The sequence below is a fragment of the Pseudocitrobacter sp. RIT415 genome (genome assembly GCF_003057695.2).
Classification (GTDB): Bacteria; Pseudomonadota; Gammaproteobacteria; order Enterobacterales; family Enterobacteriaceae; genus Pseudocitrobacter; species Pseudocitrobacter faecalis.
This window is the reverse complement of the sequence record NZ_QBJC02000017.1, coordinates 13704-28811: the sequence shown is the minus strand read 5'-3', so window position 1 is coordinate 28811 and position 15108 is coordinate 13704. Positions and strand designations below refer to the sequence as shown.

Here is a 15108-nt window from a genome sequence, read left to right as displayed (position 1 = left end):
CCTCCTCAGCCAAAATTGTCTCTCATTGACCTCGCCTTATGATTCCCTTCACATTTTAGTCAAAATAATTCGCGCAATTAAATAAGCATCAGAAACCACAAAAAAGCCCGACGAATTCGTCGGGCTTACGTAGTGCTCAGGAAAATGAACGATTACTGTTTAGGTGCCTGTGGGTCAGTATCATACTCAGCACAGGTCTGGTAGCCAGAGTTCATCACATGACCGGTATCGTCGAGGGCTACGAAGTAAGTCTCAGTTTTACCATCACGTTGACCCAAAATGTAGGTCTGGCAGGTACCGCGCGCATGAATCATGCTCACTTCAGAAGACGGCTTGCCTGCAATCTGCGCAACCTGGCTGCGCGACATACCTTTCTTAACATCTTTTACTACTGGCTGAGTGAACTGATCTTTCGTGCGATCGTAAGTCGTACACCCGGCCAACATGGTCAGAGCGGCTGCTGCACCCAGAAATCCTGTAACGTACTTGTTCATAAAACATCCTCTTTGTTGTTTTGTGTAGTTTAAGCCTGGAATAAAGGATCTTATTTTTCAACCTTACACTGCAAATCGGATGGTTTTAAGAACATTCTGCTGACAAAAAAGTAAGTCGCTGAATTGCACTAATTTACGTCACTCAGCGCGCCACGCCTTGTCGTTTCAGCCTCAAAGAGGTAGCTTTAAGGTCTTGTTCTGATGGGTATCGGCAACATCTTTTGGAGGGGTAAATGAGTTTACAGCAGGAAATCATCCAGGCGCTTGGCGTAAAACCACAGATTGATGTGCAACAGGAGATCCGCCGTAGCGTTGATTTCCTGAAAACGTATCTGCAAACCTATCCGTTTATTAAATCACTGGTATTAGGCATCAGCGGCGGCCAGGACTCCACTCTCGCCGGTAAACTGTGCCAGCAGGCTATCAGTGAACTGCGTAAAGAAAGCGGCGATGACGCGCTGCAATTTATCGCCGTGCGTTTGCCGTTCGGCGTACAGGCCGATGAGCAGGATTGTCAGGACGCTATCGCCTTTATCCAGCCGGATCGCGTTCTGACCGTCAATATTAAGGGGGCAGTGCTCGCCAGCGAAGAGGCCCTGCGCGAAGCGGGTATTGAACTGAGCGATTTCGTTCGCGGCAACGAAAAAGCCCGTGAACGCATGAAAGCGCAGTACAGCATCGCCGGAATGACCAACGGTGTGGTGGTCGGCACCGACCATGCGGCAGAAGCGGTGACCGGCTTCTTTACTAAATATGGTGACGGCGGTACCGACATAAACCCGCTTTTCCGTCTGAATAAGCGTCAGGGAAAACAGCTACTGGCCGCGTTGGGCTGCCCGGAGCATCTCTATCTGAAAGCGCCAACGGCAGATCTGGAAGACGATCGCCCTTCCCTGCCTGACGAAGTCGCGCTGGGTGTCACCTATGAAAATATCGACGACTACCTGGAAGGTAAAACTGTCGCACCTGAACTGGCGAAGATTATCGAAGGCTGGTATGTGAAGACAGAACACAAGCGTCGCCCACCGATTACGGTGTTTGACGATTTCTGGAAACGCTAAAAGAAAAACCGCCGGGCCTGCCCACAGCCTCTAAGCGGCGTATGAGCAGGTCCGGCGGTCTTAAGTCAGTGCGCTGAGTTATTCAGCAGGTACCGGCATTTTACCTTCCGGCGCGTGACGTTCTGTCAGACGCTTCTCAAAATTAGCATTAAACTGTTTTTTCTGTTCCGGCGTTAAAATGTTGTAAATCTTGTTCTGGGTTTCCATGTGAGACAGCATCATCTCTTTACGCTGGGTATCCATTTTGTCGATTTGCGCCTGCGCTTTCGCTTTGTCGAAGCTGTCGCTGGCGATCAGGTCGTGCATCGCGCGGCGATTGTCCTGCATTTTGTCATGTTCCGCTTTCTTGATGTCGCGGATCTGCTGTTTCTGCGCATCGGTCAGGTTCAGTCCCTGGAACATCATCATTTCGTGATGACGCGGGCCAGGTTTGCCTTTGTGGTGATGCATCATGGTTTTGCCATCCGGCTGTGCAGCGGGAGCAGTAGAGGTATCGGCCGCGTGAGCCAGGTTAGCCGCGCCCAGAGCCAGAGTAGAGGCAACAAACAGTGCAGTCATCTTTTTCATCATTAATTCCTTACTTTGAAGTTCTTATTTACGGCGCGTTGCCGTGTTGACGAGATTAACTTTACGGGGTTTATCGTCAATTAATCAGAGCGTGCGTAAAACAATGAAAGTGTAAAAAACAATTTTACGCCAATTGTGAAGGAATTAAGGAAAAATAATGGAGAGTTGCAACAATAATAAACAAGCAACTGATTACGAAGGGAATATGAAGAAGTATAAAACAGCACTGACGATAAATAAAGCAGTTTGATAGGAATAATCTGTATCAGAAATAAAAACGAAGAAATAATGCCGCTACGTTATTGTAGCGGCGCCGGAATAATTAACCGCAGCGCTCCAGCATCAGCCCCGCCCGCAACCCTAACGCCACATCAGGATTTGGAAACAGTACGTACTCACAGGGCCTCTCCACCACGTAGCGCGTGTCGCCATCTTCCGCAAGCAGTGTCCCCCGCGCAAACGGGGTAAAGTTAAGCGTCTGCCCCGACATATGGAGGTGGAACGCCTCGCTGCGCCGGGTAATTTGTTGCACAACGCGATAGCGAAGCGGTGTATCGGATGAACCCCCGCCCCACTCGCCCGCCAGCAGATATCCCAGTTGCTGTTGCGTGAGGGCAAAACGGGAGAGATCGTTGTGACCAAACGGTAGCGCCTTCCCAAGCTCCAGCGTACAGGCAAGCGCCGAAAAGCGTTCACAACTGTAATGTGTGAAGGTTCCGCCAGGCGTTTGATGGAATACCAGCGCCTGCAAGCCTGCGCGCCCGAGCCAGTTCAGGAAATTGTCATCCCATGGCGCGTCGCGCGCAGGCAACACGCCGAAACGCAAATGATGCGAGCCGCGAATCGCCGTATGCAGATCAAGATGCCAGCGCACGCTGTCGGCGGGATGGGTGTTGTAAAACGCCGTCATCGCCTGCTCAAGTTCCACCACTCTGGCCGTTTCATCGGAAGGTGGAAACTGCTGCCAGCGCTCACCAAACATGCGGTTCATATCACTATGCAGGTAACGTCGATTATTACGCAGCGCGGGCGGGTTCCCCAGAATCACCAGCAGCCGCCAGCGCAGAACAATATTTCCGGCCAGCAACCCGGCAAGCAATGCATCAACCATTTCTACCGGCGCGGTTTCGTTACCGTGGATGCCTGCTGAAATCACCAGCGCGCGTCGACACGGTTGGTAAGGTGTCAGCTCAAGCATTCCCGCCCCACGCCAACGCCAGTAAAATGATGGCCCCTCTCCCTGTACACTCTCTGGCTGCGTGCCCGCAAGCGTTAGCGGTAAAAAATGCTGCATGGCGTCTCCTTATTGCTGGAAGTCATAGACCGATCCCAGTTGCAGAATTTGCGTCAACCGATCCAGCGCTTCGCGCCCTTCCCGTAAAAGCTGCGGGTCAGCGAGGTCGGCCTGGGTCAGGCGATCGCGATAATAGCGGTCAACCCAGTTATTGAGCGTGGCAAACAGGGTGTCATTCATCAACACCGCCGGATTCACCGCGTGATACTCCTCCTCCGTCAGCACCACGCGCAGGCGTAAACACGCCGGGCCGCCGCCGTTAGCCATGCTTTCTCGTAAATCAAAAACCTTCAGCTCGCTAATCGGGTTATCCTGCTCCAGTAATTCGTTCAGATAGCGCCAGACGCGCGGATTCGTCTCGCATTCCGCCGGTAGCACTAACAGCATACTGCCATCCGGTTTCGACAATAACTGACTGTTAAACAGATAAGTGGCGACCGCATCGCCGACCGTCACGCGCGATGTCGGCACTTCAATGGGCGTAAAACCGGGTACGCGGCGCGCCAGTTCTGTCATTAACGCAGACTGGTTAATGAACGCTTGCTCGTGGCACAACAGCACCTGACGGTTACTCACGGCGATAACATCATTGTGAAAAACGCCCTGATCGATAACCGCCGGGTTTTGCTGCGCGAACAGCACCTGGTTGGGGTTGACCTGATTCAGACGCGCCACGGCTTCGCTGGCCGCGAGGGTCTGACGCGCTGGATACCGCTGTGGCTGCGTTTCCTGGCACGCATCGCGCCCATAGACAAATAGCTGTAGACCCGGTTGGCCGTAGTCGCTACCCAAACGGTTGTGGTTTGCCGCGCCCTCATCGCCGAACATCGCCACCTGAGGAAGTGCCCGATGTACAACGAAACGGTTTTCATCCATGAAGATCGCACGCAGCAGCGCTTCTGTGGTGGGCGCTTCCGTCGCGCGATGAAATTTATTGTTCAGGTTGGCCACGGTAAGGTGCACGCGTCCATCCAACGTATCCGCTGAAGGTGCCACCGTCGCCGCATTCGCGACCCACATGGATGACGCGGAACTGGCCGCACTTAACAGTTGTGGCGCCTGCGCGGCAACTTTCGCCACCACCTGCTCATCGCTGCCGTCGAACCCCAGTTGGCGTAACACGCTGACGTTGGGGCGCGCCTGCGGAGGAATGATCCCCTGCTTAAATCCCGCATCCGCCAGCGCTTTCATTTTCAGCAGCCCCTGTTTCGCTGCGCGCTGCGGGTTCGAGATCTGAAACTGATTGCGCGTCGAGGCTTCATTGCCAAAAGATAAACCGGCGTAATGGTGCGTCAGGCCCGGCAGGCCATCAAAATTGACCTCCCAGGCATTCATGATGCGCTCTCCTGGCTGAAATCAAGCCCAGGGTTCAGGTTTTGCGGCAACGCGATAGTCGGCGATTCCAGGCTTGCCATTGGCCAGGCGCAGTAATCTGCAGCGTACCATGCACCCGGCCGATGATTACCCGAGGCTCCCGCGCCACCAAATGGCGCGGTGCTTGCGGCACCGGTGAGCGGTTTATTCCAGTTCACAATTCCCGCACGCGCCTCCAGCAGCAGGCGGTCGAATTTTTCCCGGTCGGGCGAGATTAATCCACTTGCCAGCCCATAACGGGTGTGGTTGGCAAGGGCTATCGCTTCGTCGAAATTGTCATAGCGCCACACGCACAATAACGGGCCAAAAACCTCTTCATCGGGCACTGCACTCACCTCCGTAAGGTCAACAATGCCTGGCGTGAGCAACGACGTGCCGCTTTGCAATAAACGCGGCTCCAGCAACGTGACGCCACCGTTGGCGACATGCTGCAACCACGCCTGATGCACCATTTGTGCCGCCTGCGGCGAAATTAAGCCGCCCATAAAGGGCTGGGGCTCAGCATCCCATGCACCGGGAATAATACGTTGTGCTACAGTCACCAGCCGGCGTAAAAACGCATCGCCACGATCGCCGCGACTCACCAGCAGGCGTCGCGCACAGGTACAACGCTGCCCGGCGGTAATAAACGCCGACTGGATCGTCAGATGTACCGCCGCATCAATATCCTCCGGCTCATCAACAATCAGTGGGTTATTGCCGCCCATTTCAAGGGCAAGAATTTTCTGCGGCTGCCCCGCCAGCTGGCGATGCAGGTGAAAACCGGTGTGGGAGCTGCCGGTAAAAAGCAGCCCATCAATACCCGGATCGCTGCTTAAGGCTTCTCCGGTTTCTCGTCCACCCTGCACAAGATTCAGCACGCCTGCAGGCAGCCCGGCTTCCTGCCATAATTTCATCACCACTTCACCACTCAGCGGCGTCTGCTCGCTGGGTTTAAAAACCACTGTATTCCCCGCCAGCAGCGCCGGGACGATATGCCCGTTCGGTAAATGCCCGGGAAAGTTATAGGGGCCGAATACCGCCAGCACGCCGTGCGGGCGATGACGCAGCGTCGCCGCGCCGTCCGGCATATCCGTATGTTGCTCGCCGGTGCGGCTGTGGTACGCCCGAACGGAGATAGCGATTTTATTGATCATCGCCGCCACTTCTGTGGCCGCTTCCCATCGCGGCTTGCCCGTTTCGCTGGCGATAACCTCGGTGAGCGACGCTTTACGGCTTTCAAGCAACTGAGCAAAGGTTTCGGCAATACGTTGACGTAATTCAAACGGTTCACGCGCCCAGCCAGGAAACGCAGCACGCGCAGCGGCGACCGCCTGCGCAACCTGAGCGGGATCGGCATCCCGCCCCTGCCATAGCGTCTGCTGGGTGACCGGGTTGGTTTTCTCCCGCGCCTGGCCGAGCCCGTTAAGCCATTCACCACCAATCCATAAACTCATATTTTTTTCTCCTCCGGGCAAAGGCGCACCAGGCGAACGTTATCACCAGCGCGACATTTCAGGGCATCAAGCTGTTGTGCGTTGAGTAACAGCTTGTCGCAATGGGGATCCGCCGCCACCAGCATGGCGCGGAAATGTTGGTACTGTTCGTTGGCAACCAGACAAACGGGCCGTTCGCCTGGGGCTGGCTGACCTTCCGCCACCGTCACCAGACGACTTTTGCGAATCGCCCGGATGCGGTCGAGATCGCACTCAAGCGTCGGGCCGCCATCGAAGATATCGACGTAGTCGCGGTAGCGAAAACCCTCTTTTTCCAGCACCTTACGTGCAGGCGCGGTCTGCGGATGGACCTGGCCGATCACCGCTCGCGCCTCGTCGGACAAAAAATCGGTATAGATAGGATGCTTCGGCATCAATTCAGCAATAAACGCCTTCTGTCCCGTGCCGCACAGATAATCCGCTCGAGAGAAATCCATGGAGAAAAAGCGTTTTCCCAACGCATCCCAAAAGGGCGAGTAGCCGTGTTCATCAATCACACCGCGCATCTCAGCGACCACTTTTTCGCTGAAACGATCGCGGAAGGCGGCCATAAATAGAAACCGCGCTTTCGATAACAGGTAACCGTTATTCTCTTTACGCCACTCAGGTTCAAGGAACAGCGAGCAAAGTTCACTACTGCCAGTGTGATCGTTACTTAAAAAGAGGGTTGGCAACGCGTTGTAGACATTCAGCTCCTTCGAGGCATGCACCAGCGTACCGACCCGGTAGTTGTACCAGGGATCGTTCAATCCCACCGCCACCTCGATGGCGCAAATGCCCACGATGTTGCCGCTATCGCTCTCTTCAAGCACAAAAACGTAACCCTGCTCACTGCGCGGAAGCTGACCCCGCCAGGTGGCCAATGACCGATTGATGCGCGCCGACAGAGTAGATTCATCGGCGGGAAGAGAGGTCAGCCCCCCGCCCGTCTCTCCCGCTAATCGTAACAGGCCAGGCAGGTCATCGCGTTCGATTGGACGGATAATCATCATGGCGAAACTCCTGCCAGAAAACGTTCACAGGCCCGTTCAAAACGGTCAAGTCCGTGGGTCACCTCTTCTTCTGTGATAATCAGCGCTGGCGCAAAGCGCACGACGTTAGCCCCCGCGATCAGCACCATCAGCCCCTCTTCCGCAGCCAGCTGACTGATCTGTTTCGCTTTCCCCGCATACGCCGCTTTCAGCTCACAGCCGATCAACAGCCCCAGGCCCCGAATCTCGTTAAACAGGCTGTAGCGCGCGTTTATCGACAATAAGCGCTCGTTAAACCACTGCTGACGCTGCTTCACGCCGTTGAGTACCTGCGGAGTATTAATGATGGAAAAGACCGCGCCCGCTACCGCGCTGGCTAAAGGGTTACCGCCGTAGGTCGTCCCGTGGGTTCCCACGGTCATCACGCTGGCGTAGGTTTCTTTTGCCAACAATGCGCCCACCGGGAAACCGCCACCCAGCGCTTTCGCGGTAGTCAGCAGATCGGGCGTCACGCCGTAGTGCATATACGCGTACAGTTCGCCCGTGCGGCCCACGCCGGTTTGCACCTCATCAAAAATCAGCAACGCGTCGTGGCGATCGCACAGTTCGCGCAGGCCGCGTAAAAACGCCGGATCGGCAGGCACCACGCCGCCTTCTCCCTGCATCGGTTCGACGATCACCGCGCAGGTGCCGTCATCAATAAGTGCGCTGGCGGACGCCAGATCGTTATACACCGCGTGACGAATGTCCGGCGGCAGCGGCGCGAAATCCTGAGAATAGGCAGGCTGCCCGCCCGCCGAGACGGTGAAAAGCGTGCGGCCATGGAAGGCATTTTTGAACGCGACAATGCCACTTTTATGACTGCCAAACTTATCGTGCGCATATTTGCGCGCCAGCTTCAGCGCGGCTTCGTTAGCCTCCGCCCCCGAGTTACAGAAAAATACCCGGTCGGCAAACGTGGCATCAATCAGCTGTTTCGCCAGACGCAGGGCAGGTTCATTGGTGTAGCCATTACCCGTATGCCAGAACTTAGTTGCCTGTTCAGTGAGCGCCTGAATCATCGCCGGATGCGCATGCCCCAATGCATTAACCGCAATCCCCCCCGCAAAGTCGATATACTCCTTCCCCTGCTGATCCCACAGGCGTGATCCCTCGCCACGCACCGGAATAAACGGTGCCGGCGCGTAAACCGGCATCATCCACTGATCGAAATCCTGACGGGTAATTGACTGAGACATAGCGACCTCTTCTGGTAAATGAAAGGTTTCATTTATGTTAATGAATATAGGTGTTTGCGCTGTAAATGTAGATTGCACGGTTTGTGCCAGCCAGCGGCAAAAATGCATAACCTGAAGAGGATTCTGTAATATCAATAAGTTAAAGGCAGCCACTATTCACTATTTTTGCATAAATAGTGAATAAAACACATTCAATCGATGATTCCAGAGATATCATTCGAACGATTATGCATTAATAAAATATAATTCTGGAATTGTGATCCATTACGAAATTTATCGTACTTTTATGCGCCATTTGGGGGCCAGAGGCGTCATTGTGGTGCAGATTTTGCTCTATTACGCTGCGGAGCATGGGCTGATATGAAGAAAATTGGGTGCATTGAATGCTAAACCCAGCCATCCGAAACGCGGGGAGTGCTCCCCGCGCGTCAGGCTACTTCTTCGGTTCGTAAGCGAGAATGGCCTTAAACTCCATACCACGCTCCCGAATACTCAGCTCACATAACGAGTCTCGTACCATCAGCGTGAATCCGAGTGCCGTTATGCATAGCACTATGATTGCCACAAGGGCGTATTTCGTCAGCATGTCTTGCCTCCATGCAAAGAAGAGACTAACATCCGAATTGTTGGGTTCGGAAGCTAGCCTCAGGTTGATTTTAAACATCTTCCTGGGGCTTTCGTCCTTCTGAACCTCATCGATTGCCTGAAGCCAGAAAGCCTCAAGCACCCACGCGAATTCTCTGCTCATCCCCCGACAAAATCGACCCGCTTTTCGGCTTTTTGGCGACCAATTGCAGGTTCCTCGTAGCGCCTCGCAAATTCTGACGAATCGTTCACGTAAGCCACCATTTCTGGTACCATTCCGTTACAATTCACCTTGCAAAGTGGCAGCGACTATGAAATTTGTCTCTTTTAATATCAACGGCCTGCGCGCACGCCCCCATCAACTGGAAGCCATCGTTGAGAAACATCAACCTGATGTCATCGGCTTGCAGGAGACAAAAGTTCACGACGATATGTTCCCTCTCGAAGAGGTAGCAAAACTGGGTTACAACATTTTCTATCACGGGCAGAAAGGCCACTACGGTGTTGCCCTGCTGACGAAAGAGACGCCCATTGCCGTGCGCCGTGGTTTTCCCAACGATAACGAAGAAGCGCAACGTCGTCTGATCATCGCTGAGATCCCGTCGCCGCTTGGGAATGTCACCGTTATCAACGGTTACTTCCCACAGGGCGAAAGTCGTGACCACGAAACTAAATTCCCGGCGAAAGCGAAGTTTTATCAGGATCTGCAGGATTACCTGGAGAATGAGCTGAAAAGTAGCAATCCGGTGCTGATTATGGGCGACATGAACATCAGCCCGACGGACCTGGACATTGGCATCGGCGAGGAGAATCGTAAACGCTGGCTGCGTACCGGTAAATGTTCCTTCCTGCCGGAAGAGCGCGAGTGGATGGGACGTCTGCTGAACTGGGGGTTGGTCGATACCTTCCGCCATGCCAACCCGGAAACCAGCGACCGCTTCTCGTGGTTCGATTACCGTTCTAAAGGCTTTGATGATAACCGTGGCCTGCGCATTGACCTGCTGCTGGCGAGCCCCCCGCTGGCGGAACGCTGCATTGAAACAGGGATTGATTACGAAATCCGCAGTATGGAAAAACCTTCTGACCATGCGCCTGTTTGGGCAACGTTTAAAGAGTAAGTTCAAACGCTCCCTACGGGGAGCGTTTCTTTTGCGACAAATCAACAAACCCACACTTACACTTTGTTGTTTATCTTGATTTATTATACCGTCGCGCCTCTTTTCTTACTCGTCAACTCAGGGAAACCTCATGCGAAAGAAGTGTTAATTCAGGCAGAGAGTAAGTTCATTCTCGCCTTTATATTCTTCGGTGTGGTTTGCTATCTGCTGCACTCCTGCGGATTATTTTCACTGCTTAGCGATTTATCACGTTTACAGGCCGCGGTTCAGCAACACGGCGTGCGCGGCTACACGCTTTACGTGGTCTTATTCACTCTTGCCACACTTTTCCTGCTTCCGGGCAGTTTATTGGTGATCGTCGGCGGGCTGGTATTTGGCACCGTGACAGGCACGCTGTTGTCGCTGGTTGCGGCAACACTCGCCTCGGCGCTCTCCTTTTTAGTTGCCCGCTGGATGGGGCGAGACCTCTTACTGAAATATCTCGGCCATACTGCCGTCTTTCAGACTATTGAAAAAGGGATCAGGCGCAGCGGCAGCGATTACTTAATTCTGACGCGGTTGATTCCACTGTTTCCCTATAACATCCAAAATTATGCCTATGGTCTGACGGCCATCCCTTTCTGGCGCTATACAGTGATCTCCGCAGTGACAACATTGCCGGGAATATTCATCTATACGCTGATGGCTAATGAACTTGTCACCCAGGGATTAACGGCCCTCTTTATGGCAAAGCTGTGCCTTGCGGGAGGGGTGTTGTTTATCGTGATACAGGCGGCGAAGCGCTACGCGCGCTACCGGAAAATTGATTTGCGCCGGGAGAATCACCATGAGTAACCTCCGTCGGTGCCGTGCAGGGATTATCATGCTGGCGATTATCGTCGTGCTGGCATGGGCCTTTATTCCCCCCGTTAAGTTGTTCATCAATCACGGAGTAGCCGCTCTCGCGTCACTTGACCAACAGGGCATAGAACACTTTATACGAGCGTGGGGCCCTCAGGCGGCGCTCGTATCATTCTTCCTGATGATTTTGCAGGCCATCATCGCCCCGCTCCCGGCGTTTATCCTCACCTTTGCCAATGCGTCTCTTTTTGGTGCGTTCTGGGGCGGATTGCTCTCGTGGAGCAGCGCCATGGCCGGAGCGACATTGTGCTTCTATCTTGCCCGCGTCCTTGGGCGTGAAGCGGTCGAAAAGCTCACCGGGAAACGCGTGCTTGAAAGCATGGATGGTTTTTTTGCCCGCTACGGCAAACACACCATTCTTATTTGCCGGCTACTTCCTTTTGTTCCCTTCGATCCCATTAGCTATGCCGCAGGCCTCACCGCCATACGCTTTCGCGACTTCTTTTTGGCAACAGGACTGGGTCAGCTTCCCGCTACCGTCGTCTACTCCCTGGTGGGCAGCATGCTCACTGGCGGAACCTTTTGGTTTGTCACGGGTTTGTCTATTCTTTTTGCGTTGAGCGTGCTGATTATCATGGTGAAGAGCCTGTGGCTGGCCCGGCAAAAAAACGAACATTAATACGATTCAGGAGAAATTATGCGTGATCTGCGCTGCCACCTGCTGTGCCTGGGAATGCTAATGCTGGCACCTCAACTCGCCAATGCCGGTGATGCTCGTTGGCAGAGTATCGAACAAGAAGCGAAAGGTCAGACGGTTTGGTTTAACGCATGGGGCGGGGATGCGGCAGTCAACCACTATCTGGATTGGGTCAGCGGCGAGGTCAAACGTGATTACGCCATAAACCTACGAATAGTGCATATTGCCGATGCGGCCGATACGGTCAAACGCATTCAGACGGAAGCCAAAGCCGGGCGCACCACAGGCGGATCGGTGGATCTCCTGTGGGTGAATGGGGAAAATTTCCGTACCCTGAAAGAAGGCGGCCTGCTGCGTACAGGCTGGGCCGAACAGCTGCCCAACTGGCAGTACGTTGATACCCAAAAACCGGTGCGAGAGGATTTTTCCGTACCGGTAGAGGGCGCGGAGTCACCATGGGGCAGTGCTCAATTGACGTTTATTGCTCGCCGTTCGCAGACGCCACAACCGCTGTTGTCGCCTCAGGCACTGCTGGCATATGCAAAACAGAATCCGGGAACCGTCAGCTACCCGCGTCCGCCAGACTTCACCGGGACGGCGCTGCTTGAACAGTTATTGATTTCTCTCTCTCCCGAACCCGACATACTCAAACAACCGCCGCAGGGGAGTCACTTCGCGCAGGTTACCGCCCCGCTCTGGCGCTATCTCGACGAACTTCACCCGCTGCTGTGGCGTAACGGACGCGATTTTCCGCCGACTCCCGCGCGAATGGATGCCATGCTGGCGAACGGGACGCTGCGTTTATCGCTGACGTTCAATCCTTCGCATGCCCAGCAAAAAATCGCCACCGGCGAGCTTCCGGACGACAGCTATGGCTTTGGGTTTCAGGCCGGGATGCTGGGTAACGTCCATTTTGTGACAATCCCGGCGAACGCGCGCGCCAGCGCGGCGGCGCAGGTCGTGGCGAATTTCCTGCTGTCGCCTGAAGCGCAACTGCGCAAAGCCGATCCAGAGGTGTGGGGTGATCCCACGGTGCTGGCCCCGGACAAGCTTAACGGCCCACAACGCGATGCGCTTTTGGCTCACGTCCCTGCTGATCTGCCTCCTGTTCTGGCAGAGCCGCATGCTGCATGGGTTAATGCACTGGAGCAGGAATGGCTACGCCGCTACGGTACGCATTAAGCGCCCTGTGTTGCGGCGCGATGCTGCTTATCTACCTGCCGCTGTTTCCTGCGGTTGCCTTTCTGCGCCCGGCGTTTATACCTGAGAACTGGCATCTTTTAATGGATGAGCCCCAGTTCAGCCAGGCCTTAAGCGCCACACTTATTTCTTCGTTTATCGCTGTAGGCGGTGCGCTTACCCTGACACTGATAATGATTACCGCGCTATGGCCTTCCTCCGGCTGGGAACGACTTGCAGCTCGTCTGCCGTTGCTGTTGGCGCTACCACATGTTGCCTTTGCCACCAGTGCCCTCCTGTTATTTGCTGAAGGTGGCGTTATCTACCGTTTAATCCCCGTTTTGCATGCGCTCCCGGATCGTTATGGTGTCGGGTTGGGACTGGTACTGGCGGTCAAAGAGAGTGCATTTCTGCTCTGGGTTAGCTGGGCGGCGTTAGGTGAAAAGCAGCTCGGTGAACAGCTTATCGTGCTCCGCAGTCTTGGCTACAGTCGAGGACAATGCCTGCGATATCTGATTCTGCCCACCCTTATGCCCGCACTGAGCATGGCCCTGCTGGCGACGACCGCATGGACACTCTCTGTGGTCGATGTGGCAATCGTACTCGGCCCCGGTAATCCACCAACTCTTGCCGTCCTGGCGTGGCAATGGCTCAATCAGGGAGACGAAACGGCACAAATTAAAGGTCAGCTTACCTGCATTGTACTGCTGATGCTGCTGGCAGTTCTGGCGCTTAGCGCGTATCTACTGTGGCATACAGGGCAGCGTTTCTTCCCCGGGCTTCATGGCCGTCGCCACGTGCAAACCTCGTTGCTGAGCGGAACAATAGCAAGCCAGCTCATCCCACTGAGTGGATTATTTTCTACCCTGACGCTTGTGCTACTTGCCAGGGCTACGCTGCCGGATGGTCTCGTCTTCAGTAACAGTGTCTGGCTGGCGTTATGGGCTTCATTGCTGGGTGCTGCGCTTTGTCTGCTATGGCTGGAATGGGGGCCATCGGCCCTGACGCGCTGTCTGTGGTTGCCGCTTATTCTGCCCGCCCTGCCGTTAGCGGCGGGACAGTATGAGATTGCGTTATATGGCTGGCTGGATGGGCAATTTTCCACCGTACTGTGGGGGCATCTGCTGTGGGTCATTCCGTGGATGTTGTTTATCCTTCGCCCGGCCTGGCAGCGTATCGACTCGCGTCAGGTGTTGATTGCCCGTACCCTCGGCTGGCAGCAGACGCGCATTTTTTTGCAAATCAAATGTCCGCTGATTATCAAACCGCTGCTCTCCGCGCTGGCGGTCGGATTTTCAGTCAGCATCGCGCAATATTTACCCACTCAGTGGCTGGGCGCCGGACGCATACCGACGCTCACGACAGAAGCGGTGGCGCTTTCCAGCGGCAGTGCTTCAGCGCAGCTTGCCACTCAGGGGCTCTGGCAGCTCATATTGCCGGTACTGTTTTTCACCTTCACGGCGATACTGGCGCGCACGATTGGCCATTATCGACAGGGGCTACGCTAATGTTGCAGATAAACAACGTCACGCTGACGAAAGGACAACAACCGCTACTGCGCAATGTTTCTTTTAGCGTTCAGCCAGGCGAAATAGTCACATTGATGGGGCCTTCTGGCTGTGGAAAATCAACGCTGTTTTCGTGGATGATTGGCGCGCTTTCCCCGGCATTTCAGGCCAGCGGCGAACTGTGGTTGAACGGCTCACGCATTGAACAACTGCCTACTGAACGGCGACGCATCGGGATTCTGTTTCAGGACGCGCTGCTGTTTGATCACCTGAGCGTGGGCCACAATCTGCAGCTGGCGCTCCCGGCCTCAATGCGTGGTCATCAGCGCAAAGCCGCCGTTTTTCGTGCTCTGGCACAGGCCGGGCTGAGCGATTTTTATGCCCGCGATCCGGCAACATTGTCTGGCGGGCAGCGCGCGCGTGTCGCACTGTTGCGCGCGCTGCTGGCTCAGCCCGACGCGCTCCTGTTTGACGAACCCTTCAGCCGGCTGGACAGCGCCTTGCGCGTCTCCTTTCGTCAGTGGGTATTTGACACGATTCGCGCGCAAAATATCCCGACTATTCTGGTCACACACGATCCGGCAGATGCGCCTGAAAATATGCCAAGCCTGGATATGATGCGCTGGCATCAGACTGTTTAGCGGCGTGATATTTCATCATGAAAACTGTTCAGGCGCGATAATACTGCGTTAACGCAAAGTATTTCC

The 15108-nt window shown here is 54.7% G+C and carries 15 protein-coding genes; 7 read left to right on the top strand and 8 right to left on the bottom strand.

Annotated features, from left to right (window positions below):
- Window positions 1-152: 152 nt before the first annotated feature.
- Window positions 153-494, bottom strand: coding sequence for an osmotically-inducible lipoprotein OsmE (gene osmE / locus DBY68_RS16255; protein ID WP_108475647.1), 342 nt, complete (start codon window positions 492-494; stop codon window positions 153-155).
- A 233-nt stretch (window positions 495-727) separates the two neighbouring features.
- On the opposite strand from osmE, the gene nadE reads away from it, so the two are divergent.
- Window positions 728-1555, top strand: a complete 828-nt coding sequence (gene nadE, locus DBY68_RS16250) for an ammonia-dependent NAD(+) synthetase (RefSeq protein WP_108475648.1) — start codon at window positions 728-730, stop codon at window positions 1553-1555.
- Window positions 1556-1633: 78 nt separating this feature from the next.
- Here the strand turns inward: nadE and spy are convergent, their stop codons facing one another.
- The 7 genes from spy to DBY68_RS16215 all read right to left on the bottom strand — a co-directional run bounded on the left by spy (window position 1634) and on the right by DBY68_RS16215 (window position 9060).
- Complete coding sequence (gene spy / locus DBY68_RS16245; protein ID WP_189623261.1) at window positions 1634-2125, bottom strand: ATP-independent periplasmic protein-refolding chaperone Spy; 492 nt, start codon at window positions 2123-2125, stop codon at window positions 1634-1636.
- A gap of 319 nt (window positions 2126-2444) precedes the next feature.
- On the bottom strand, window positions 2445-3416 hold the full coding sequence (astE, locus tag DBY68_RS16240) for a succinylglutamate desuccinylase (protein WP_108475650.1): 972 nt from the start codon (window positions 3414-3416) through the stop codon (window positions 2445-2447).
- Between the two features lie 9 nt (window positions 3417-3425).
- Window positions 3426-4751 (bottom strand): N-succinylarginine dihydrolase, encoded by a 1326-nt coding sequence (gene astB, locus DBY68_RS16235; RefSeq protein ID WP_108475651.1) that lies wholly within the window; start codon window positions 4749-4751, stop codon window positions 3426-3428.
- Window positions 4748-6226, bottom strand: a complete 1479-nt coding sequence (gene astD / locus DBY68_RS16230; protein ID WP_108475652.1) for a succinylglutamate-semialdehyde dehydrogenase — start codon at window positions 6224-6226, stop codon at window positions 4748-4750. The genes astB and astD overlap by 4 nt, the downstream gene beginning before the upstream one ends.
- Window positions 6223-7257 (bottom strand): arginine N-succinyltransferase, encoded by a 1035-nt coding sequence (gene astA, locus DBY68_RS16225; protein ID WP_108475653.1) that lies wholly within the window; start codon window positions 7255-7257, stop codon window positions 6223-6225. Before astA ends, astD begins: the two co-directional genes overlap by 4 nt.
- Window positions 7254-8474, bottom strand: coding sequence for an aspartate aminotransferase family protein (locus DBY68_RS16220; protein ID WP_108475654.1), 1221 nt, complete (start codon window positions 8472-8474; stop codon window positions 7254-7256). The genes astA and DBY68_RS16220 overlap by 4 nt, the downstream gene beginning before the upstream one ends.
- 433 nt (window positions 8475-8907) lie before the next feature.
- Window positions 8908-9060: a Hok/Gef family protein gene (locus tag DBY68_RS16215; protein ID WP_015964762.1), complete on the bottom strand. Its 153-nt coding sequence runs from the start codon at window positions 9058-9060 to the stop codon at window positions 8908-8910.
- A gap of 310 nt (window positions 9061-9370) precedes the next feature.
- Here DBY68_RS16215 and xthA point away from each other — a divergent pair, with 310 nt between their 5' ends.
- From xthA to DBY68_RS16185, 6 genes are all read left to right on the top strand, one after another.
- A complete protein-coding gene (xthA, locus tag DBY68_RS16210; protein WP_108475655.1) occupies window positions 9371-10177 on the top strand; it encodes an exodeoxyribonuclease III in 807 nt (268 codons plus the stop codon).
- Between the two features lie 147 nt (window positions 10178-10324).
- Window positions 10325-11011, top strand: coding sequence for a TVP38/TMEM64 family protein (locus DBY68_RS16205; RefSeq protein ID WP_108475774.1), 687 nt, complete (start codon window positions 10325-10327; stop codon window positions 11009-11011).
- On the top strand, window positions 11004-11696 hold the full coding sequence (locus DBY68_RS16200) for a TVP38/TMEM64 family protein (RefSeq protein WP_108475656.1): 693 nt from the start codon (window positions 11004-11006) through the stop codon (window positions 11694-11696). The genes DBY68_RS16205 and DBY68_RS16200 overlap by 8 nt, the downstream gene beginning before the upstream one ends.
- Before the next feature lie 18 nt (window positions 11697-11714).
- A complete protein-coding gene (locus DBY68_RS16195; protein WP_108475657.1) occupies window positions 11715-12896 on the top strand; it encodes an ABC transporter substrate-binding protein in 1182 nt (393 codons plus the stop codon).
- A complete protein-coding gene (locus DBY68_RS16190) occupies window positions 12869-14401 on the top strand; it encodes a thiamine ABC transporter permease (protein WP_108475658.1) in 1533 nt (510 codons plus the stop codon). The genes DBY68_RS16195 and DBY68_RS16190 overlap by 28 nt, the downstream gene beginning before the upstream one ends.
- Window positions 14401-15042, top strand: coding sequence for an ATP-binding cassette domain-containing protein (locus tag DBY68_RS16185; RefSeq protein WP_108475659.1), 642 nt, complete (start codon window positions 14401-14403; stop codon window positions 15040-15042). Before DBY68_RS16190 ends, DBY68_RS16185 begins: the two co-directional genes overlap by 1 nt.
- Window positions 15043-15108: the final 66 nt, after the last annotated feature.

Coding starts and splice junctions, on each gene's coding strand:
- osmE (WP_108475647.1), bottom strand. CDS start 494: ATGAACAAGTACGTTACAGGATTTCTGGGTGCAGCAGCCGCTCTGACC.
- nadE (WP_108475648.1), top strand. CDS start 728: ATGAGTTTACAGCAGGAAATCATCCAGGCGCTTGGCGTAAAACCACAG.
- spy (WP_189623261.1), bottom strand. CDS start 2,125: ATGATGAAAAAGATGACTGCACTGTTTGTTGCCTCTACTCTGGCTCTG.
- astE (WP_108475650.1), bottom strand. CDS start 3,416: ATGCAGCATTTTTTACCGCTAACGCTTGCGGGCACGCAGCCAGAGAGT.
- astB (WP_108475651.1), bottom strand. CDS start 4,751: ATGAATGCCTGGGAGGTCAATTTTGATGGCCTGCCGGGCCTGACGCAC.
- astD (WP_108475652.1), bottom strand. CDS start 6,226: ATGAGTTTATGGATTGGTGGTGAATGGCTTAACGGGCTCGGCCAGGCG.
- astA (WP_108475653.1), bottom strand. CDS start 7,257: ATGATGATTATCCGTCCAATCGAACGCGATGACCTGCCTGGCCTGTTA.
- DBY68_RS16220 (WP_108475654.1), bottom strand. CDS start 8,474: ATGTCTCAGTCAATTACCCGTCAGGATTTCGATCAGTGGATGATGCCG.
- DBY68_RS16215 (WP_015964762.1), bottom strand. CDS start 9,060: ATGCTGACGAAATACGCCCTTGTGGCAATCATAGTGCTATGCATAACG.
- xthA (WP_108475655.1), top strand. CDS start 9,371: ATGAAATTTGTCTCTTTTAATATCAACGGCCTGCGCGCACGCCCCCAT.
- DBY68_RS16200 (WP_108475656.1), top strand. CDS start 11,004: ATGAGTAACCTCCGTCGGTGCCGTGCAGGGATTATCATGCTGGCGATT.
- DBY68_RS16195 (WP_108475657.1), top strand. CDS start 11,715: ATGCGTGATCTGCGCTGCCACCTGCTGTGCCTGGGAATGCTAATGCTG.
- DBY68_RS16190 (WP_108475658.1), top strand. CDS start 12,869: ATGGCTACGCCGCTACGGTACGCATTAAGCGCCCTGTGTTGCGGCGCG.
- DBY68_RS16185 (WP_108475659.1), top strand. CDS start 14,401: ATGTTGCAGATAAACAACGTCACGCTGACGAAAGGACAACAACCGCTA.